Below are 18,398 nucleotides of genomic sequence, written 5' to 3'. Positions count from 1 at the left end.
CCTGAGCCAGGATCAAACTCTCCGTTTTGAACTGGAAAGCTTTAAAAGCTCAATACATTTAGCTGCTCTTTTTTAACTTCAGCTTAGTTATCTTTATTTGATTGACGCAAACTACTTGCTGTCTAATCGCTTTCAAACTATAATATTTTCAAGGTTCGGTCTCCTGAAAGCGTCGCTATGAAACGCTTCGCTTCCGGCACTTATTCAATATAACGAACCTGCTTCATTGTGTCAACTATTTTTCCAAAATTATTTTGGACGGCTTTTGATTCCCCTTGTAACTCCCCACAGTGCCTGCTTCTAGGGTAAAATGGCACTTACTTAAAGTTTTATGCTGCCATCTGGGGTTTGATAGCGCGTCGAGGTTTGGTCATGCGAGGATATGACTTAGGTCGGCGTTTGAGAACTCTTGGCTCAATGCGATCGCTACGAGAGGGAAACATTTATTGCTTATAGGTTCTCTCTTATTTTTTGAAATAGATCTTTTAAGAAGTTTTCTGGTAATCTCTGCTTGGCTTTGGTATAGCCTCCAGTATTTGCTCAAGGTGTTTTCACTCCACTACCTGCCAACCATGCAATCACTTAATTGACTGCGTTGCTGATCAAAGTCCAAAACTTGGTATATCCATGCCCAGAGTGTGACAATGGGATTGAAAAAACGATGCCGAGTACGGCAACCTTCGGAACGCGCTATTTAATCTGTGAAGATTTCAGAACTTCTTCGATGGTCGAGGCTGGTAATATTTTTTGCCAGGCAAGCCCCAGACTTCGGCTGAATTTCCCCTTGAGAATTTCTATGGGATTAGGCATAGTACATGCAATTATCGTTTTTTAATTGCGTCTCCAAGCTTCTAACCTTTTTTTAGTAAGGGCTTGGCGACATTTCTAACCTATTCTCTCGCATTTGATGATCGCTTAAGTAAGTGCCATTCCATAGTAGGTGTGTTAATGCCAAACGTTTTTATAATCTATTGCGGTGCGTTAGGCTAACGCTATAACGCACTCTACTATGGAATGGCTAACGCTACGGCAAATAGGGGTTAGCAGGCTAGGAAAATCAGCAGATAATACATATAGCTAGCGTCCACCAAAAGCCACTCATGCCGCAAAATAACCAAACTGCTGTCGAATTCTGCGATGTCACCTTTAGCCGCAATCATCGCACATTGGTGTCAAATCTCAATTTCACCATCCGCCAAGGAGAAGCACTGGTATTACTTGGGCGCAGTGGTAGCGGCAAAACCACCACAATGAAGTTAATTAATCGCCTATTCACACCTACACAAGGCGAAGTTTTATTTGATGGCATTCCCACAACTCAATGGGATGAAATTAAACTGCGGCGAAAAATTGGTTACGTCATTCAAGAAATTGGTTTATTTCCCCATTTTACAGTTGAACGCAATGTGGGTTTAGTCCCGGCTTTGGAAGGTTGGCAACCGAAACAAATAAAAACGCGGGTTTATGAATTGTTGCAATTGGTGGGTTTAGAACCAGCACAATTCGCCGGGCGTTACCCGCACGAGCTTTCGGGAGGACAAAGGCAAAGAGTCGGTGTAGCCAGGGCTTTAGCAGCAGATCCGCCAGTATTGTTGATGGATGAACCCTTTGGCGCACTCGATCCAATTACGCGCCTAGAACTGCAACAAGAGTTTCGGCATTTGCAGCAAGAATTAGGCAAGACAGTTGTGTTTGTCACCCACGATATTCAAGAAGCTTTTGTCTTAGCATCGAGAATTGGTTTAATGTATGGCGGAGAATTGGTAGTATTGGAGGCAAAGGATGAATTTATGCGATCGCAACATCCAGAAAGCCTAGCCTTTCTTCAATGTCTGCGTCTCTTCCAAGACAATTTATGAAAAATTTTTTCCTCATTAAGTATGCCCCAGAAATTCTTCAGCATACTCTAGAACACCTATTTTTGGTAGGGATTGCAATTGGAATTGCTATACTTGTAGGCATTCCGTTAGGTATTTTAATTACACGTAAAACTTATCTCCGCCAAGCCATCCTCGGTATAGCAAATATTTTCCAAACTATTCCTAGTTTGGCACTATTTGGCTTACTCATTCCTGTTCCTATAATTGGCGGAATTGGCGCAGTACCAGCAATTGTTGCTCTGACTGTATATTCCTTGCTACCGATAATTCGTAACACTTACACAGGTATTAGTGGCGTAGAGCCAGCGATTCGAGAGGCTGGGAGAGGCATGGGAATGACAGATAGACAATTGTTGTTGCAAGTTGAGATTCCCTTAGCACTGGGAGTAATTCTGGCAGGGGTGCGAGTAGCAACGGTAATTGCCATTGGTATTGCAACTATTGCAGCAGCCATTGGTGCAGGTGGTTTGGGAGTCTTTATTTTTCGCGGTATATCAGTAGTGAATAATCAGTTAATTTTAGCTGGTGCAGTTCCGGCGGCGGTAATTGCATTACTAGCTGACTTTGCAATTGGCTGGATGGAGAATAAATTAAAAATTAAAAATTAAGCTAATAATGAAAATATTTTTGACGCTTTTATTTTTAAGTTTTGCTGTGTTCTTGCTAATGACTGGCTGCACGCCTAATTTAAATAGTAGTAGCAATGATGGTAATATTATCGTTGCTTCCAAAGATTTTACTGAACAAGATATTTTAGGTGAACTTTTAGCGCAGCAAATCGAGGCAAGAACTAATTTAAAAGTTGTTCGCCGCCCTCGCTTGGGTGGTTCTTTTGTTTGTCATAATGCTATTACTGCTGGCATAATTGATGCTTATATTGAGTATACAGGCACAGCTTTGACTGCAATTTTAAAGCAAAAACCAGTTAATGGCTCCAAAGAAGTTTATGAAATAGTAAAACAAACTTATGCCCAGCAATTCAATTTGGAAGTGATGCCAAGCTTAGGTTTTGAAAACACTTTTGCGATGATTATTCGGGGTGATGATGCCAAACGCTACAACATTCAAACTATCACCCAAGCTACTCAATATACACCGCAATGGCGCGGCGGTTTCGGCTACGAATTTTTAGAACGGGAAGATGGTTTTCCAGGATTAGCTAAAACTTACGATTTACGTTTTGCAAAACCACCCCAAATCATGGACTTAGGTTTAATATATCGCGCTTTGATTCAAAAACAAGTGGATATGGTGGCGGGTAATTCCACTGATGGGCAGATTTCTCGCTTGGGTTTAGTTGTCTTAAAAGATGACAAACAGTATTTTCCGTCTTATGAAACTGTGCCAATTGTCCGGCAAGAAACATTCAAAAAATATCCCGAATTAAGAAATGCGATCGCACAACTTTCTGGAAAGATTTCGGCAGATGAAATGCGGCAGTTAAATTATTTAGTTGAAGGAGAATTACGTGAGATTAAAGATGTTGTACGCGAGTTTCGCAAATCGAAGGGATTAAAATAATTCGTAATTCGTAATTCGTCATTACGGAAGCCGTAATAACATTTCAGTTTAATAATGATACAAATACGCTGGTAGGGGTATGGCATTGCTATGCTCTTACTATAATCTATACGTATCAGGATTTTCGGGAATTGGTATAACACACCCTACTGCTGTTCACGCAAAAAGTTCTTTAACCACCTAATGACTTCACTTGTTGTTTGCTCATTGGCCATTTGGAGACATTGCTGCACAATTTCTCTGACGTTAGGAAAGTAGCTGCTTTCTGTAAGCACATAACTTTCTAAGAGGAATCGATAAATTAATAGCCGATTACTCTTTAATATCCAAACTTCTGGTACTCGATAAGGCAAGAAATCATTAATGTCAGTGTAGCTTGTTACATCTATTTCAATTGCTAAATCTGGTGGTGGATCTGACTCCCAATCAATTCTTTTTTTGCCTACTACTGCTCTGCAATTTTCAATGTAAAAGCAAAAGTCTGGTTCAATACCACTAATTTCTGGCAAGCTCATGGTGATGGGCGTAAATGACTCATATATACGGTTTAAATGATCCAGCAAAACCTTAGCAATATCTGCCAACAAACTCGCATCTCTTCCATGCTCTGGTAGCGGTGCCATCAGTAAAATTTCTCCTCTTCGATATTTAATGCGAGGCGAGGAGCGATCGCCTAATTGCTGACTCAATACTTGATAGTCTTTCCAGTTCCCCAAAAGCTTCAACACCGCGCCAGGTGGTAACTCGATTTTTTCTGGTGTAATTACGGTATTCATATTAGCTCGCATTATTTACATGAAAGATAGGCGCTCGCAAGATTCATGAATTCAACAAACAGACTGTTATATCAAAGGCTTTTGCTTACAAATACAAAGCCACGGCTTTTATTTGATGTGGAATCATTTGTGAGCATTGCTTTCCATAAATCTGCTGTTTTTACCCAAACGGGTGGATATTTATAACGAGAAACATCAAGAATTAAAAATCTATCTGTTTGCTCATTATATGCTGCTAAAGGAGAAATATGTCCACCTTTCTCTTGACCTATTTCTTTGCGTAAATAGTTTACTAAAACAAAATTTTGCGGTTGTTTTAAATTTTCTGTCGCTTGTTTGCGGAACTGCTCTAAACTAGTGTCGGCAGCGTGGTAAACATTAACTTTAACGCCATAGCTGGCTAGTAATTGCCCTAACTGGTCTAAAGTTATACCTTGGCGAGACACAACTTCAGGAGTTAGCACTTTTTTTGTATTATCATTACTAAAAAAGTTTTCTTGAGTAAATATTCGATATGGCTTGTACTGCGGTACTTCTGGTGCTGGAATTTGTAGGCCATTCAGTACCATAACCATACTTGCAACACCACAATATGCCTGATTATTTTGAGTGGTGAATTGCATACTCAGTGGGAAGAAGTCTTCATTTGACTTACTCTCAAATAATAGTTTTTCACCTTCAGGCGTATTAAAACCTACTAAGTTAGAGGAAAGCGGTAATGTTTGAGAGACAACGCTTCCGCTAGAGATACATAAGCCAATAGTTAAAGCTTTGAAAAATGTTTTACTTATTTTTCGCAACATAGCATTTATAAGTGCTGTAAAATTTTCAAATCAGATCATATTAATAATCTCACACCAAGATGCTATCGCGGTTATCGATCCAGTGAGGTACAATTTTGACCTCTCTCAAAACCTCTCTTCTAAAAGGAGAGAGGCTTTGAATTTTTCCCCTTTCCCGCTTCGGCAAGGAGGTTAAGGGGTTAGGTCTATTTGCATACCTGTACCTCAGCGGATTGAAAATGGCTATAAACAAGTATAAGATTTTATGAAAAATGGTATAAAAATGCTTACTGTTGCTAAACCCAAGCGAGTTGCGATGGCTACGCCCGCCGCAGCCATCGCAATCTTTTCTTTCAGCGTTCTACTTTACACCCAAGTCGCATCAGCCGCCTTGACTTTACCCTTACGCAGCAAAAAGGGGATGGTGGTTTCGGCCCATCCCTTAGCAAGTGAAGCGGGAATTTTGATGTTACGCAAAGGTGGTAATGCAGTGGATGCAGCCGTAGCCACAACCTTTGCAATCTCAGTAGTTGAGCCTTTTTCAGCAGAAATCGGCGGCGGCGGATTCTGCTAATGCATTCTGAGAAAACTGGCGACATGAAAGCGCTAGATTTCCGCGAACGCGCACCCCTAAAAGCCACAAGAAATATGTATCTAGACGCAGAAGGAAAGGTGCGCCCTAATGCAAGTATTAATGGTTATTTGGCAGTAGCAACACCAGGAACGGTAGCGGGACTTTATGAAGTGCATCGTCGCTATGGTAAGCTTTCTTGGCAAGAGGTAATGAAACCTGCGATCGCACTCGCTAAAGATGGCTTTATTCTTGGCGATGTAGCAACGTGGCGTTCTCTGCAAACGAACCAATCCCGCAAGCAAGCAATTCTCAACAATCCAGCAGCGCGGGGAATTTTTACTCGCAATGGTGAATTTTATAAACCAGGGGAGAAGCTAGTGCAGCGTGATTTAGCACGCACATTAACAGCAATTGCCCAAAATCCCCAAAGTTTTTACACCGGAAGTATTGCTCGCACCTCGTAAGACTCCCTTATCCAGCATGACTCCCACAATTGTCACAGAAAATGGTCATTTCCGTATGGCAGCAGGTGCGCCTAGTGGTAGCACTATCATCACCCAGGTTTTGCAAGTAATCCTAAATGTGCTGGAATACAACATGGATGTTGGTGCGGCTGTTTCTGTTCCACGCATACATCATCAATGGCTTCCAGATGAGTTGCGCGTCGAATCCTGGGGTTTGGATGCTCTCACTGTGCAAGACTTACGCCGTCGGGGACACAAAATAAAGGAAACTACTCCTTGGGGTAATGGTAACGCGATCGCTGTAACATCTGATGGAACTTTAGAAGGGGCCGCCGATCCTCGCGGTGAAGGTTCCCCCAGAGGTTTGTGAGCGAGTGAGAGACTAGGAAGACCCAGAGACACTAAAAATAATAAATGACCAATGACCAATGACTATTGATTTTGGGCTGTTGACTCTACGTAGCTGCTGCTGCCAAACTCATTTGCCCGTGCGCTAGGTACTAGTGTCCAACCTGCTTTGAGAAGTTTTTGATAAGTTGCCCAACCTTTAGAACCACCTGGTATTTGATAATCTGGGACTGTAAAACCTCTAAAAGCTGTGTAAGGACGCCAAGGTTGATTAGGTTCTGTCTGCAAATACAAAATTTTCTCTCCGTCGCCACCAGACTTAGGTAACCAGCACATTTGTCGATGCATTGCAAACTCCTTGTACTTTTAGCTAATAATGCATAATAACAGACTTTTGTCAAGCTAATTATCACCCTTATGGGATACTTTTTTGCCTAATACTTTAGACAAAGTGTAATTAAGTAACTATCCATTTCAGGATAGTTACTTAAATAAGTCATAGCTTGGAATACATCTGCTAGAGGGAAACAAAGATAAACAGCTTTGCCTCACCTTATTTATCGGGTGAGATTTTTCTAATGTTATCCGCGTTTTTTAGACTTGTGTGTAACAATAACTACTATTTTTGCTGAAGTTCACAATTAAACTATTTATTTTTCTGATTATATACATATAGGCTATTGCCGATTTCGGAAATTACTTATAAAACTAGGTAAGTCGGCATGATAAAACCCGTGTAGATTCAGTTTTGTAAAAACTGTGGAATGACCAATGCCTAAGCTATTGGCTGATTTTACGTTTCGTCACATAGCTTAATTTTTTAACACCGACTTACTTTATATCAACCCTCTCTCTTCGTCCTCTTTTTTTGGCGAAGGTATTGACGATCACTAGTATATTCTTTAAGGAAATATTGGATTTAAGATGAAAACCATCGATAAATATATAATTCAAAAGCAAATTAAACTAGCTAAACACCCACTTTTCATCCAAATTACTAGAGAAAATTCTTTAGAAAATATAAAATTGTTGGCTCAATACTTGAGCTTCTGGGTTATGTCTTTTCAGGACGTAATACGAATAAACGAGATGCAAATGACTGATAGTGAAATCCGTAAAGTTGCTCACCATCATTTAGTCGAGGATATGGGGCACGAACAATGGTTTTTAAGCGATCTTCAAGAGATGAAAGTTGAAGAACCTAATCTTAAACTGCTATATAGCCGGGATTATATTTTCACCCGCGATGCTACCTATGCCATAATATCGGAGGTTTTTCGAGCAAGTAGTGATATTGAAAGAGTTGCTCTTATAATGAGTCTTGAGTCTACAGGTCACATCTTTTTTGAGTACACTGCAACCTTGGTGAAACGAGTCGGTTATTCTAGTAAACTCAAGTACTTCTCAATACATCATTTAGATATTGAAAAGAATCACGAAATTTTTGAGCAGGAAATGCAAAATTTTTTAAATAGCATTCATCTTTCTGAAGATGAAGAGAAAAAAATTTGTGAGATCGTTGACCGTGTCTACCAAGCTTTCACAATTATGTTTGATGGCTTTAAGGTTTTATTGGGCAAACGGAGCCAGGTTAAAGCTTTGTTAAATTAATAGAGAGCGTAAACCGCAATAAAAGTTCCTTAAAGATGATTTATGAAGTGAAAATAAAATTGTGTTAGCCGTATATCTTGATATGTTTCGTAACAAAAATATCATATCAGCGCCTAAGAGGATATTTTAAAAGTATTTTTGATTAAGCCGGAGTTGCAGTTGCGCCTAGCGCAACCGCCATCTCCTAGTGCGCCTTTGCATTCAATAAGAAATTGGTCTTTGAGAACCCGTAACTTGGGTTATTACAAAGATGGAGCATACAACTTATCGCCGACAATCTGGCGAATTGTTTCTACTAGTTGAGTGTATGCAAAGTCAGATAAAACTGGTTTTGCTCCTTGCAAGTGAATGGGTTGATCTAAATCAATCCATGACTTGCAACCGCCGTATTTAGGCTGGTAAGGAATTTCTTGTTGGGGTAGTTTATATGTCCGTAAGAGGAGAATATAAAGCGGCTGGCGTGGTTTCCATTTGAGGCGATCGCTAATAAAATGCTCGTTCCAAATATGGAAGGGAAGCAAGGTGTTGACAATAGACTCATCGCTAACTGGCAGAATATCTGTAATTTCAGCCCAACTGCCGATGGGAACTGTCTCTGGATGCCAACCTGATGTTACTGGATAAACACGATTGGCATACTCAGCTTTCAGCATAAAAGCTTGTTGATGTTCATAAGTAGGGTAAAGCAAAATTTGCTTGTGGGCAACTTGGAAATGTCCATTTCGTTCATGGATACCGCCTTTACGGAGCAGCATAATTATTTTGCCACTTTCCAAAGCATTTATGGCAACGGCCCATTCTTTGAGAGCATGAAAAGTTGTAGTCAATTCCATCTGCATCTACTGTAACTCTGATTTAATTTCAAGCTAAGACCGATAAAGTGTGAAACTATCTAGGGGAATGAATTAGAAAGCAAGCAGTTATGGAAAAGCGAGCGCTAGGTACAACTGAAGTCCAAATCACACCCATCCTTATGGGAACTTGGTAAGCTGGTAAAAGAATGTGGGTGGGAGTTGAGACGTGGTTAATTGCTCAACCTCAAACAAATGCAATCGCCTGGGCGCGTTATCCCGAACAAGCACGAGACAACGCATTAACCCGCCCAAATTAAGCTTTCCGCCGCTCAATTGGCAGAAATTGATGCCATTGGACGTATTGTCACTGACCATCTGGATAACAGTCAGATTATGTGGAATTGGTGACAATGCATTTTGGTTTTTCATGCTTATCTATCCAAGATCCCATTAACTCTCTTAAAAAGAGGGCTGGGGATCAAATATATAATTATAGATTGCAAAATCTAACAAAACGTCAACTTTAGTAAATTAAAGGTTGTGACTCACAAACTGAAGTGCTAACTTAAATAGTAGGACACCAAACACCAAACCAAACTAAAAGGGTAAATGACTTAGTGTCCCCTGTCATCAACCCAAGCAAATTTCAGCAGATCAAATTATAGAAGTGGTAAAAAGCCGAATGTAGAAGGCAAAGCCAAATCCTAAAGCGGAAAAACGCAATAATGCTGAGTTTGTTCGTTGTTTAGCCAACCTTAGTTATTAACTTTCAATTACTTAATTAGTTTAACAATTTGAAATCTGTAAACTCGATAAAACCTGGTCAACCTCGACCAGGTTTTTGGTATTTATCAGGACTGCCTTCTATCGAGAACTCAAGAGTGGCAAAATTACCAAAGCCGAAGCTATCCACCGTGCCCAGCTAGAACTGCTGAAACATCCAAACTACAAAGCACCAGGCTTTTGGTCTGCTTATGTGTTGATTGGCAATTGGTTGTAATTTGTTGCAGTTGTAATATAGTTGTAATATTTTCTCGGCGTTAGCGATCGCCACTCAGAAGTCAAAATAAAATTAATTAATATAATAAGCTAGATGAGCCGTTTTTTTGTCGCCCTTTTACCACCACAAGACATTCAAGACTACGCCAACCAAATTAAGCAGTACTTTGCTGATCACTATGCTAGTAAAGGTGCGCTAAAGTCTCCGCCTCATATTACCCTGCAACCACCCTTTGAATGGGCAGATGATAACTTGCCACTGCTAGAAACATCCTTGAAAGAATTTGCTAGTAGACAACAGCCAGTAGCAATTACACTCAAGGGGTTTGATGCCTTTGTGCCTCGTGTCATATACATTAATGTAGTCATAAGTAAAGAACTTTTGACTTTGCAAACTGATTTAATGGCTTATGCAGAAAGCAACTTGGGAATCGTTGACAAGGTTTCTAAAACTCGCCCTTTTGCTCCCCATATAACGGTTGCGTTTCGAGATTTAACAAAGCAAAACTTTAGAGCTGCTTGGTCAGAATTTGAAAAGCGTCAGTTGCATTTTGAGTTTACTGCCGACAAATTAACGCTACTGCTTCACGACGGTAAGCGGTGGAATATTAAATCGGAGTTTGGTTTTCTGAGCAATGAGTAACGTCTAAAGTGTATGGTTACATTACTTTTACTTTAGCTTTGCCTGCGAGTCATAGCCATAACCGCGTTAACCATAAGCTCCGGCAAATCCCCCAAAGTTGGTAAAATGTCTTCTGCGGAATAAACCAGTGGCAGATCATCTCCAAGCCATACCCAAATCTGTTGACGAGTTATATCTATTAGCCAAGCTAATTGCGTTCCGTTGCTGAGACAGTGGAGAATTTTGTTTTGCAACTCTAGGGTGCTTTGGTCAGGAGAGCGAATTTCAATTAACCAGTCAGGCGCTCCCTCTAGAGGGCCATCTTTATCGTCAAGGCGATCGCAAGCTATAACGGAAATATCTGGTACTGGGGAGTAGGGAGGTACAATACAACGCAGTTCTTGCACGGCTTCAAACCGCTCAGTATGACGATTTATGTAATTCACTAAATTGCGTTGTAGCCGCGAGTGAAAAAGGGTTGGCATTGGTTTTTCCAGCGCTTGCCCGTTAATTAACTCCCATGCGGGGGAAGCCTCAATGTTGGGTTGAGAGAGAAACTCGGCTAAAGGGATCTTTGCAACTGACTTCATGATGAGTCTTCCTCAAATTTTACCATTTATGAGAGCATAGATTCTTGCCGCACTTTAATATTAAACTACTTCCAACTCAGTAATATATAGTCACTGCGAACCCTACAATCAATAAGGGGCGATCGCACTACTATCAAGTTTAAGACTCAGCGATATATGCAAACCACTAATTCTACAAGTGCGATCGCGCTACTTCAACTACCAAAATGACGAGCTTACGGCATTATTGCTGCGTAATTTTGTCTGGAGCATTGTCGTTATAATGGCATGTAATATATGCGATCGCTATTTAGAAACAACCCGAAGCGATCGCCCACCAACGCTAAACGTCTCAAAGAGTTGCACCTTGGGTCACACATAGCTTAAAGTTTGGAACGCCTTGCAAACAAGACATGTTAGATTTATTTATTTCTACTTACATAATTTTTGTACAACAAGATACATTAAAGGGTAGTTTAGTAGCAAAGGAACCAAAAAGTATGGCTGTTAGTAGCCCTGAAGTCATCCGTCATATATTGATTGGACTGGGATATTTAGCTTCTGAGATAGATCCAAAGCCGGATCTAACTAAATTTGCTCCCTGGAAGCGGAATAACAACTCCTTGACAGATGATCCTACCGAAGAAGCGATTAAAAAGTTTCAGAAACAGTACCCACAAAAACTTGTGGTTAATGGTAACGCTGATGCCCAGACTCGAACTGTAATGGAAGATACAGTCATAGGACTTCAGAATAGATTAAAGTTTCACGGTTTTGCAACCAATACCGAAATTCCAAAAGGCTTGCCTTTTTATGGGCCAGCCACTTATACAGCAGTCAAGAAATTTCAGAAATCTCAGGGTTTAACTGAAAATGGCATTGCCACTATTGAACAGCGTCAAATTCTACAGCAACCTACTCTCACAAATAAGCCCCAGTCGCAGCCACAGTCACAACTTAAGCTGATAGATTTATTGTCTCAATTCAAAAAGAATCCTCAAAATCCTTCTTACATCGCAGCCCTAAATAACTTACAACAAAATCTGCCCAAAGACGTTTTGCACAAAGTTACTAACAAATGGAGGGGGACAAATGATCAAAATCCTGAGATTGTCAAGCTGACGAATGTGTTCACTTATTATGATGACAACAATCAAAACCATCGTGATGCACTAACTCACTTACAAAGTCAGATCACCCCAGCTATCTATAAAGAATTTATTAATCTCTGGAATAAGAAGTGAAACACCTAAGCTGATGCGTGTCTAGGTTGTACATTGCAATCGTTAAGACTGTCCTAAGTCAATTGGTCATCTGTCCTTTGAAATACAAATGACTAATGACAAATGACTAATGACAACCCTCACGAGTAAATATACAACTTAAATGCGTAACAGCTTATCACTGATGCAAGGTAAGTCAGTGGTGGCTTCGCGTCTCACTCGTCCTATTTATAACGCAATACGCTTGGGTTAAGGATTTTTGGTATTAATTTTAGGTATGTAGAGACTAGCAATTGCAACGTCTCTTGCATTGGATTTGGGGGTTAACTGAACTGTATTGATTTATAACGTGAGTAGTAATTGCATCCCACCCCCAGCCCCACCCCGCCTGCGGGGAGGGGAGACAAAGCGTAGCTTTGGCGGGGTGGGGTTCTTGGGGTTTAGTAAATAATCAAGCGGACATGATATCACCCGTTGAACTCACGCTATCTTAAAGGAAGTGGTAGACCATCACGCCCTTAGCCAGAAAAAACCGCAATGACTGATGAACAACTCAAACTATTCACACCTAGACGCAGTGAAACAGCATTTATTTTCTTAAACAGTCGATAATGTAAATAAATGTAATAAAATCCTCAGGCAGGACAAAAGCATCTATGCGTGTAATTTTGATGACTGGTAAAGGCGGTGTGGGCAAAACTTCCGTTGCTGCTGCGACTGGACTCCGTTGTGCGGAACTAGGCTATCAGACATTGGTTTTAAGTACAGATCCCGCTCATTCGCTGGCAGACAGTTTTGACATAGAACTGGGACATGCACCCCAAAAAATTCGCCCAAATCTGTGGGGTGCAGAATTGGATGCTCTGCAAGAACTTGAGGGAAACTGGGGTGCGGTGAAACGTTATATTACCCAAGTTTTACAGGCAAGGGGTTTAGACGGCATACAGGCAGAAGAATTGGCAATTTTACCAGGCATGGATGAGATTTTTGGCTTGGTAAGGATGAAACGCCATTACGATGAAGGTGAGTTTGATGTTTTAATTATCGACTCAGCTCCCACGGGTACTGCACTGCGCTTGCTGAGTTTACCTGAAGTCGGTGGCTGGTATATGCGCCGTTTTTACAAACCATTCCAAAACATCTCCGTAGTACTTCGCCCTCTGGTTGAACCTTTTTTTAGACCAATTGCTGGTTTTTCGTTACCAGATAAAGAGGTAATGGATGCACCTTATGAGTTTTATGAACAAATTGAAGCTCTAGAAAAAGTATTAACAGACAATACTCAAACCTCAGTGCGTCTGGTAACTAATCCCGAAAAGATGGTGATTAAAGAGTCTCTGCGTGCCCATGCTTATCTGAGTTTGTATAATGTTGCAACAGATTTAATTGTGGCTAATAGGATTATTCCTAGTGTTGTCCAAGACCCATTTTTCCAACGTTGGAAGGAAAGTCAGGAGCAATATCGCCAGGAAATTCATGATAATTTCCACCCTCTACCTGTGAAAGAAGTTCCACTATTTTCTGAAGAAATGTGCGGATTGGCGGCTTTAGAACGCCTGAAAGAAACCCTCTATAAAGATGAAGATCCGACTCAGGTTTATTACAAAGAAACCACTATGAGAGTCGTACAAGAGCAAAACCAATACAGCTTAGAAATTTATTTACCTGGAATTCCGAAAAACCAAGTTCAACTGAGTAAAAATGGAGACGAATTAAACATTACTATTGGCAACCACCGTCGTAACTTGGTTTTACCACAAGCTCTAGCAGCGCTACAACCAGGAGGGGCAAAGATGGAAGATGACTATCTTAAAATTCGCTTTGCTGACAATATAAAAGTTTAATGTTGCTACGGCAATGTTTGACAAAAAGTCAAAACTAAAAAGCAAGAATCTTTTGTTGTAGCTAATACAGACGCAATTTTTTAGCGTCTGTTTCTGTGATAATTGGGTGAATTTTTCTAAAGGGTAAATAAATATTTTTATTAATGATTTGCCCGTAGTTTTACTGAAGACAAATTGATTAAATAAATTTCAAAATGGCTTTAGATTTAATTATGTCATTTTGCAAATTATTAATTAATTTTCCTATAAGCAATGACCTCAAACCCTGAACAAGATTTGCCCTTATCTCGCCATGAAGAAAGTCTACTACGCCGGATTACAAACCGTATCCGGCGAAGCTTAGAGTTTGAAGAAATTATCACAGTGACAACGGCAGAAGTGCGATCGCTACTAAAAACTGACCGAGTGATGATTTACAAATTTCATGCCGATGGTAGCGGTCAAGTGATTGCTGAGTCAATTTACGAAAATTGTTTGCCATCGCTATTGGGGCTGAATTTTCCTGCTGATGATATTCCACCCACCGCCCGTGAACTATTTATTAAATCACGAGTGCGTTCTGTTGTTAATGTTGATACTCAAGAGATTGGTCAAAGTCACCTCCATGACTTGGAAAATGGAGAAACTATATCAGAGGAGATCCGTTACCGTCCTGTAGACCCATGTCATGTTGAATACTTGAGTGCGATGGGGGTCAAGTCTTCTGTAGTAGCACCCATTATCTATCAAGATCAACTTTGGGGGTTGCTGGTGTCTCATAATTCTGAAACGCGTTTGATTTCAGAATATGAACTAGAAGCAGTACAGATGGTAGTCGAGCAGCTGTCAGTGGCGATCGCTCAAAGTACCCTTCTCACTCAAGTCCGTGAAAAAGCTGAACGGGAAGCTATCATTAACCGCATTGCTACACTACTGCATTCATTACCCACGATTATATTACAGCCAGCCTTAGAAGCGGCTGTTGGTGCATTTGATGGTGTTGGTGGCAGGCTTTGCATTAGAAATGCAGCTTTTGATTTCCACAATGGCAACCTGACCAGCTTAACAGAATGCTTAATACCAGGAAACACTTGTGCCAAGCTTTATATCTGTGGACAGCAACCTGTGATGCCAGAACAAACTATATATCCACTAATAGAGCAGTACAGTGTATGGCAAGAACACTACAAATCTGGTAAATATGATGTTTGGCCGATTTTAGACATATATCAAACTCCTAGCTTACGAAGTTTGCAACCCGCTTTTCAACCAACAAAAATTCGCAGTATGTTGATGATCCCACTTCTGTATCGTCAGCAATTGCTGGGTTATTTAAGCATTTTCCGAAACGAAATAGACACAGAAACCCTGTGGGCAGGGCAATATGACAGCGATCAAAGGCAATTGTACCCCCGTCTATCATTTGAAGTTTGGCGCGAATCTAAAAAGGCACAAGCTCGCAAATGGACGCTTGAAGAAATTGAACTGGCTAGAGACATTGGTAAACACTTTGCTTCAGCAATTCAGCAGTATGAACTTTACCAACAGGTTCAAAATTTTAATGAAAATTTAGAAAAACAAGTCAAAAGACGCACACTTGAACTGCAACGGACAGCTGAACAACAACAGGCTGTATTTAAAGTTATTGCTGAAATTCGTGAGTCTCTTGACACTGATACCATTTTTCAAACAACCACTAAAGAGGTTTGTCAATTAATCAAAGCCGATCGCGTTTCTGTTTATCGTTTTGATTCTAATTGGGGTGGTCAATTTGTCGGGGATTTTGAGGCTGCTAGTCCATATTGGTCGAATGAGTCTGAACTAGGTGTTAATACAGTTTGGAATGACACCTACTTACAAGACACACAGGGAGGGCGCTACCGCAACAATGAAACATTTGCAGTCGATGATATCTATAAGATGGGGTTTGCTCAGTGTCATATCGACAATCTAGAGCAGTTTCAAATTCACGCTTTTGTGCTTGCTCCGATCTTTGTTGGGCAAAAACTTTGGGGTTTGCTAACAACTTATCAACACACTGGGCCCCGTCAATGGAAAAAATACGAAATTAACTTTCTCAGTCAGATTGCTGGTCAAATGGGAGTAGCACTTCAGCAAGCAGAATTACTCACGCAAACAAAACAGCAGACGTTAAGTTTGCAACAAGCAGCAGAACAACAACGCGTATTGTTTGAAGTTGTTGCAAAAATTCGGGAATCTCTTGATCTAAAGACAGTTTTTGCGGCAACTGTGTGTGAAGTCCGTCGCTCATTGAATGCTGACAGAGTAGTAGTATACCGCTTTGACCCGAATTCCGAACTCGATGAAGGTGAAATTGTTTCAGAGGATCTTTTGCCAGAGTTTACTTCTGCTTTAACATTAAAAATTCAAGACAACTGCTTTAAGAAGAAGTATAATGCCCTCTATCATCAGGGACGCGTCCAGGCGATCGCTGATATCCACAATTCTGGACTAAATGTTTGTTATGTCCAAATGCTGGAGCAACTCCAGATTCAAGCCAATTTAGTTTTGCCACTGGCTAAAAGTAATGAACTGTGGGGTTTATTGTGCATTCACCAGTGCAACCAACCGCGTGAATGGCAATCCTCAGAAATCCAGTTCGCTACCCAAGTTGCTGCACAGCTTTCTGTAGCACTGGAACAAGCTGATTTACTTGAACAAACTAAGCATCAGGCTGTTGATTTGCAACAAGCGGCAGAACAACAAAGGGTATTGTTTGAAGTTGTTGCCAAAATTCGGGAATCTCTTGACTTAGATATGATTTTTCAGACTACTACTCAAGAAATTTGCAAATCATTGCAAGCAGATCGTGTAGCTGTCTATCGCTTTCATCCAGATTGGAGTGGTGAATATATCGCCGAGTTTGTAGGTGATGGTTGGGTAAAACTTGTAGGTTCCGATCTCAAAACAGTTTGGGAAGATAGCTATTTGCAGGAAACCCAAGGTGGACGATATCGCCACAATGAAAGCTATATAGTTGATGATATCTATCAGTCAGGTCACTCGGAGTGTCACATTGCGGCTTTGGAGCAATTACAAGTAAGGGCTTATGCGATCGCACCTATATTTATCGGGCAACAGCTATGGGGCTTACTAGCAGCTTACCAGAACTCTGCACCCCGCCATTGGGAAACTTCGGAAATTAAGTTCATCACTCAAATTGCCAATCAGCTTGGGGTTGCACTCCAACAAGCGCAATTGCATAATCAAACCAAAGAGCAGACAGAAAAGCTGGCTCAAGCTCTGCATGATTTAAAACAAACTCAAACCCAACTGATCCAAACTGAGAAAATGTCTTCACTGGGTCAACTGGTAGCTGGTATTGCTCACGAAATTAATAACCCGGTGAACTTCATTTATGGCAACATCAATCATGTCAACGATTACGCCGAAGATTTACTCAGTATACTAGACCTCTATTTGCAAAATACCCCTAATCCCATTCCTGAGATTCGCGATCGCGCCTTCGAGGTAGACTTAGAATTTCTGATCGAAGATTTGCCCAAAACTCTATCTTCCATGAAAATTGGAATTGATCGCATCCGGCAAATTGTCTTGAGTTTACGGAATTTCTCTCGCCTTGACCAGGCAGAAATGAAGCCAGTTAATATTCACGAGGGCATTGATAGCACCTTGCTAATTTTGCAGCATCGCTTGAAAGCAAAACCAGAAAGTCCAGCGATTAAATTAGTCAAAGAGTACAGTGAGCTTCCCTTAGTAGAGTGCTATGCTGGCCCACTGAATCAGGTATTTATGAATGTTTTAAGCAATGCGATCGATGCTTTAGAAGATTACAGGGAATCTCAATCAAATTCTCATAGCAGTGAAATTACCATTCGTACTGCTCTTGGAGAGCTTGAAGGCAATGTTAAGAGCATAGTAATTCGCATAAGAGACAATGGCCCAGGAATACCCGAAACCCTAAAAGCAAGAATCTGCGACCCATTTTTCACTACCAAACCAGTAGGAAAAGGCACTGGCTTGGGGTTATCAATTAGTTATCAAATTGTCGTAGATAAACACGGTGGTGCGTTTAAATGTGATTCTCAGCCGGGGTTAGGTACAGAATTTTGGATTGAAATTCCGATTAAACAAATCACAAAATCGCTCCATCAACTCCCGTAGGTTGGTTTGAGGTACAAAATCCATTAGTTAATCCGAGCAATTTATGGGAATTTGATTATTGTGGAGAAAAATATTGCAACAATTATAATGAGAAGCCCACTTTATCCCACTTCAGAGCAGAACGAAACGTGTTTTATCCTTTTTGACACTCCCCATGCGTAAACGCAGGGGATTCCAGCGTCACTGACGTTCCTTGCTTTTACAGGTCTTTCGACCAATAGAAGTAGAGGGAACATCTCGACTGGCGTTACTTCCCGGATGCCCTC

At 40.7% G+C, this 18,398-nt stretch carries 14 protein-coding genes and 2 pseudogenes; 11 read left to right on the top strand and 5 right to left on the bottom strand.

The features are described 5' to 3' along the window. The first annotated feature begins 1,100 nt into the window (after window positions 1-1,100). Genes LC586_RS35150 through LC586_RS35140 form a run of 3 tightly spaced genes read left to right on the top strand, consistent with a single transcriptional unit; the run spans window position 1,101 to window position 3,401 of the window. Window positions 1,101-1,859, top strand: coding sequence for an ATP-binding cassette domain-containing protein (locus tag LC586_RS35150; protein WP_229490116.1), 759 nt, complete (start codon window positions 1,101-1,103; stop codon window positions 1,857-1,859). Then, window positions 1,856-2,488: an ABC transporter permease gene (locus LC586_RS35145; RefSeq protein ID WP_229490115.1), complete on the top strand. Its 633-nt coding sequence runs from the start codon at window positions 1,856-1,858 to the stop codon at window positions 2,486-2,488. The genes LC586_RS35150 and LC586_RS35145 overlap by 4 nt, the downstream gene beginning before the upstream one ends. Window positions 2,489-2,495: 7 nt before the next feature. Beyond that, a complete protein-coding gene (locus LC586_RS35140) occupies window positions 2,496-3,401 on the top strand; it encodes a glycine betaine ABC transporter substrate-binding protein (RefSeq protein WP_229490114.1) in 906 nt (301 codons plus the stop codon). Between the two features lie 146 nt (window positions 3,402-3,547). Here LC586_RS35140 and LC586_RS35135 read toward each other — a convergent pair whose 3' ends face one another. Both LC586_RS35135 and LC586_RS35130 read right to left on the bottom strand, forming a co-directional pair. Further along, on the bottom strand, window positions 3,548-4,177 hold the full coding sequence (locus LC586_RS35135) for a Uma2 family endonuclease (protein WP_229490113.1): 630 nt from the start codon (window positions 4,175-4,177) through the stop codon (window positions 3,548-3,550). A gap of 71 nt (window positions 4,178-4,248) precedes the next feature. Then, on the bottom strand, window positions 4,249-4,980 hold the full coding sequence (locus LC586_RS35130) for a phytochelatin synthase family protein (protein WP_229490112.1): 732 nt from the start codon (window positions 4,978-4,980) through the stop codon (window positions 4,249-4,251). 262 nt (window positions 4,981-5,242) lie between these two features. Here LC586_RS35130 and LC586_RS35125 point away from each other — a divergent pair. Further along, window positions 5,243-6,367, top strand: a pseudogene (locus LC586_RS35125) (gamma-glutamyltransferase). 62 nt (window positions 6,368-6,429) lie between these two features. On the opposite strand, the gene LC586_RS35120 reads toward LC586_RS35125, so the two are convergent. Then, window positions 6,430-6,693, bottom strand: a complete 264-nt coding sequence (locus LC586_RS35120) for a hypothetical protein (protein WP_109010888.1) — start codon at window positions 6,691-6,693, stop codon at window positions 6,430-6,432. A gap of 576 nt (window positions 6,694-7,269) precedes the next feature. On the opposite strand from LC586_RS35120, the gene LC586_RS35115 reads away from it, so the two are divergent. Continuing rightward, window positions 7,270-7,956, top strand: coding sequence for a hypothetical protein (locus LC586_RS35115; RefSeq protein WP_229490111.1), 687 nt, complete (start codon window positions 7,270-7,272; stop codon window positions 7,954-7,956). A 242-nt stretch (window positions 7,957-8,198) separates the two neighbouring features. Here LC586_RS35115 and LC586_RS35110 read toward each other — a convergent pair whose 3' ends face one another. After that, complete coding sequence (locus LC586_RS35110; protein WP_229490109.1) at window positions 8,199-8,795, bottom strand: DUF1802 family protein; 597 nt, start codon at window positions 8,793-8,795, stop codon at window positions 8,199-8,201. A gap of 182 nt (window positions 8,796-8,977) precedes the next feature. On the opposite strand from LC586_RS35110, the pseudogene LC586_RS35105 reads away from it, so the two are divergent. The 3 genes and pseudogenes from LC586_RS35105 to LC586_RS35095 form a co-directional block, all read left to right on the top strand. Then, window positions 8,978-9,158: pseudogene (locus LC586_RS35105) on the top strand (aldo/keto reductase); the annotation flags it as partial. Window positions 9,159-9,549: 391 nt separating this feature from the next. Further along, on the top strand, window positions 9,550-9,750 hold the full coding sequence (locus tag LC586_RS35100; protein ID WP_309143426.1) for a CHAT domain-containing protein: 201 nt from the start codon (window positions 9,550-9,552) through the stop codon (window positions 9,748-9,750). Between the two features lie 93 nt (window positions 9,751-9,843). Further along, window positions 9,844-10,392 carry a 2'-5' RNA ligase family protein gene (locus tag LC586_RS35095; RefSeq protein ID WP_229490108.1) on the top strand — a complete coding sequence of 183 codons (549 nt, stop codon included), beginning with the start codon at window positions 9,844-9,846 and terminating at the stop codon, window positions 10,390-10,392. 32 nt (window positions 10,393-10,424) lie between these two features. On the opposite strand, the gene LC586_RS35090 is transcribed toward LC586_RS35095, so the two are convergent. Then, window positions 10,425-10,961 carry a Uma2 family endonuclease gene (locus tag LC586_RS35090; RefSeq protein ID WP_229490107.1) on the bottom strand — a complete coding sequence of 179 codons (537 nt, stop codon included), beginning with the start codon at window positions 10,959-10,961 and terminating at the stop codon, window positions 10,425-10,427. A 392-nt stretch (window positions 10,962-11,353) separates the two neighbouring features. On the opposite strand from LC586_RS35090, the gene LC586_RS35085 reads away from it, so the two are divergent. From LC586_RS35085 to LC586_RS35075, 3 genes are all read left to right on the top strand, one after another. Continuing rightward, complete coding sequence (locus LC586_RS35085; protein ID WP_229490106.1) at window positions 11,354-12,184, top strand: peptidoglycan-binding domain-containing protein; 831 nt, start codon at window positions 11,354-11,356, stop codon at window positions 12,182-12,184. A 635-nt stretch (window positions 12,185-12,819) separates the two neighbouring features. Continuing rightward, window positions 12,820-14,007 carry a TRC40/GET3/ArsA family transport-energizing ATPase gene (locus tag LC586_RS35080; protein WP_229490105.1) on the top strand — a complete coding sequence of 396 codons (1,188 nt, stop codon included), beginning with the start codon at window positions 12,820-12,822 and terminating at the stop codon, window positions 14,005-14,007. Between the two features lie 252 nt (window positions 14,008-14,259). Continuing rightward, entirely contained in the window at window positions 14,260-18,132 is a 3,873-nt protein-coding gene (locus tag LC586_RS35075) for a GAF domain-containing protein (protein ID WP_229490104.1), read from the top strand. Window positions 18,133-18,398: the final 266 nt, after the last annotated feature.

This window comes from Nostoc favosum CHAB5714 (genome assembly GCF_020829495.1).
Classification (GTDB): domain Bacteria; phylum Cyanobacteriota; class Cyanobacteriia; order Cyanobacteriales; family Nostocaceae; genus Nostoc; species Nostoc favosum.
This window is presented reverse-complemented; position numbering and strand designations above follow the sequence as displayed.

Bases quoted from the DNA above. Each gene is read 5' to 3' on its own strand.
- LC586_RS35150 (WP_229490116.1), top strand. From the start codon at position 1,101: ATGCCGCAAAATAACCAAACTGCTGTCGAATTCTGCGATGTCACCTTT.
- LC586_RS35145 (WP_229490115.1), top strand. From the start codon at position 1,856: ATGAAAAATTTTTTCCTCATTAAGTATGCCCCAGAAATTCTTCAGCAT.
- LC586_RS35140 (WP_229490114.1), top strand. From the start codon at position 2,496: ATGAAAATATTTTTGACGCTTTTATTTTTAAGTTTTGCTGTGTTCTTG.
- LC586_RS35135 (WP_229490113.1), bottom strand. From the start codon at position 4,177: ATGAATACCGTAATTACACCAGAAAAAATCGAGTTACCACCTGGCGCG.
- LC586_RS35130 (WP_229490112.1), bottom strand. From the start codon at position 4,980: ATGTTGCGAAAAATAAGTAAAACATTTTTCAAAGCTTTAACTATTGGC.
- LC586_RS35120 (WP_109010888.1), bottom strand. From the start codon at position 6,693: ATGCATCGACAAATGTGCTGGTTACCTAAGTCTGGTGGCGACGGAGAG.
- LC586_RS35115 (WP_229490111.1), top strand. From the start codon at position 7,270: ATGAAAACCATCGATAAATATATAATTCAAAAGCAAATTAAACTAGCT.
- LC586_RS35110 (WP_229490109.1), bottom strand. From the start codon at position 8,795: ATGCAGATGGAATTGACTACAACTTTTCATGCTCTCAAAGAATGGGCC.
- LC586_RS35095 (WP_229490108.1), top strand. From the start codon at position 9,844: ATGAGCCGTTTTTTTGTCGCCCTTTTACCACCACAAGACATTCAAGAC.
- LC586_RS35090 (WP_229490107.1), bottom strand. From the start codon at position 10,961: ATGAAGTCAGTTGCAAAGATCCCTTTAGCCGAGTTTCTCTCTCAACCC.
- LC586_RS35085 (WP_229490106.1), top strand. From the start codon at position 11,354: ATGTTAGATTTATTTATTTCTACTTACATAATTTTTGTACAACAAGAT.
- LC586_RS35080 (WP_229490105.1), top strand. From the start codon at position 12,820: ATGCGTGTAATTTTGATGACTGGTAAAGGCGGTGTGGGCAAAACTTCC.
- LC586_RS35075 (WP_229490104.1), top strand. From the start codon at position 14,260: ATGACCTCAAACCCTGAACAAGATTTGCCCTTATCTCGCCATGAAGAA.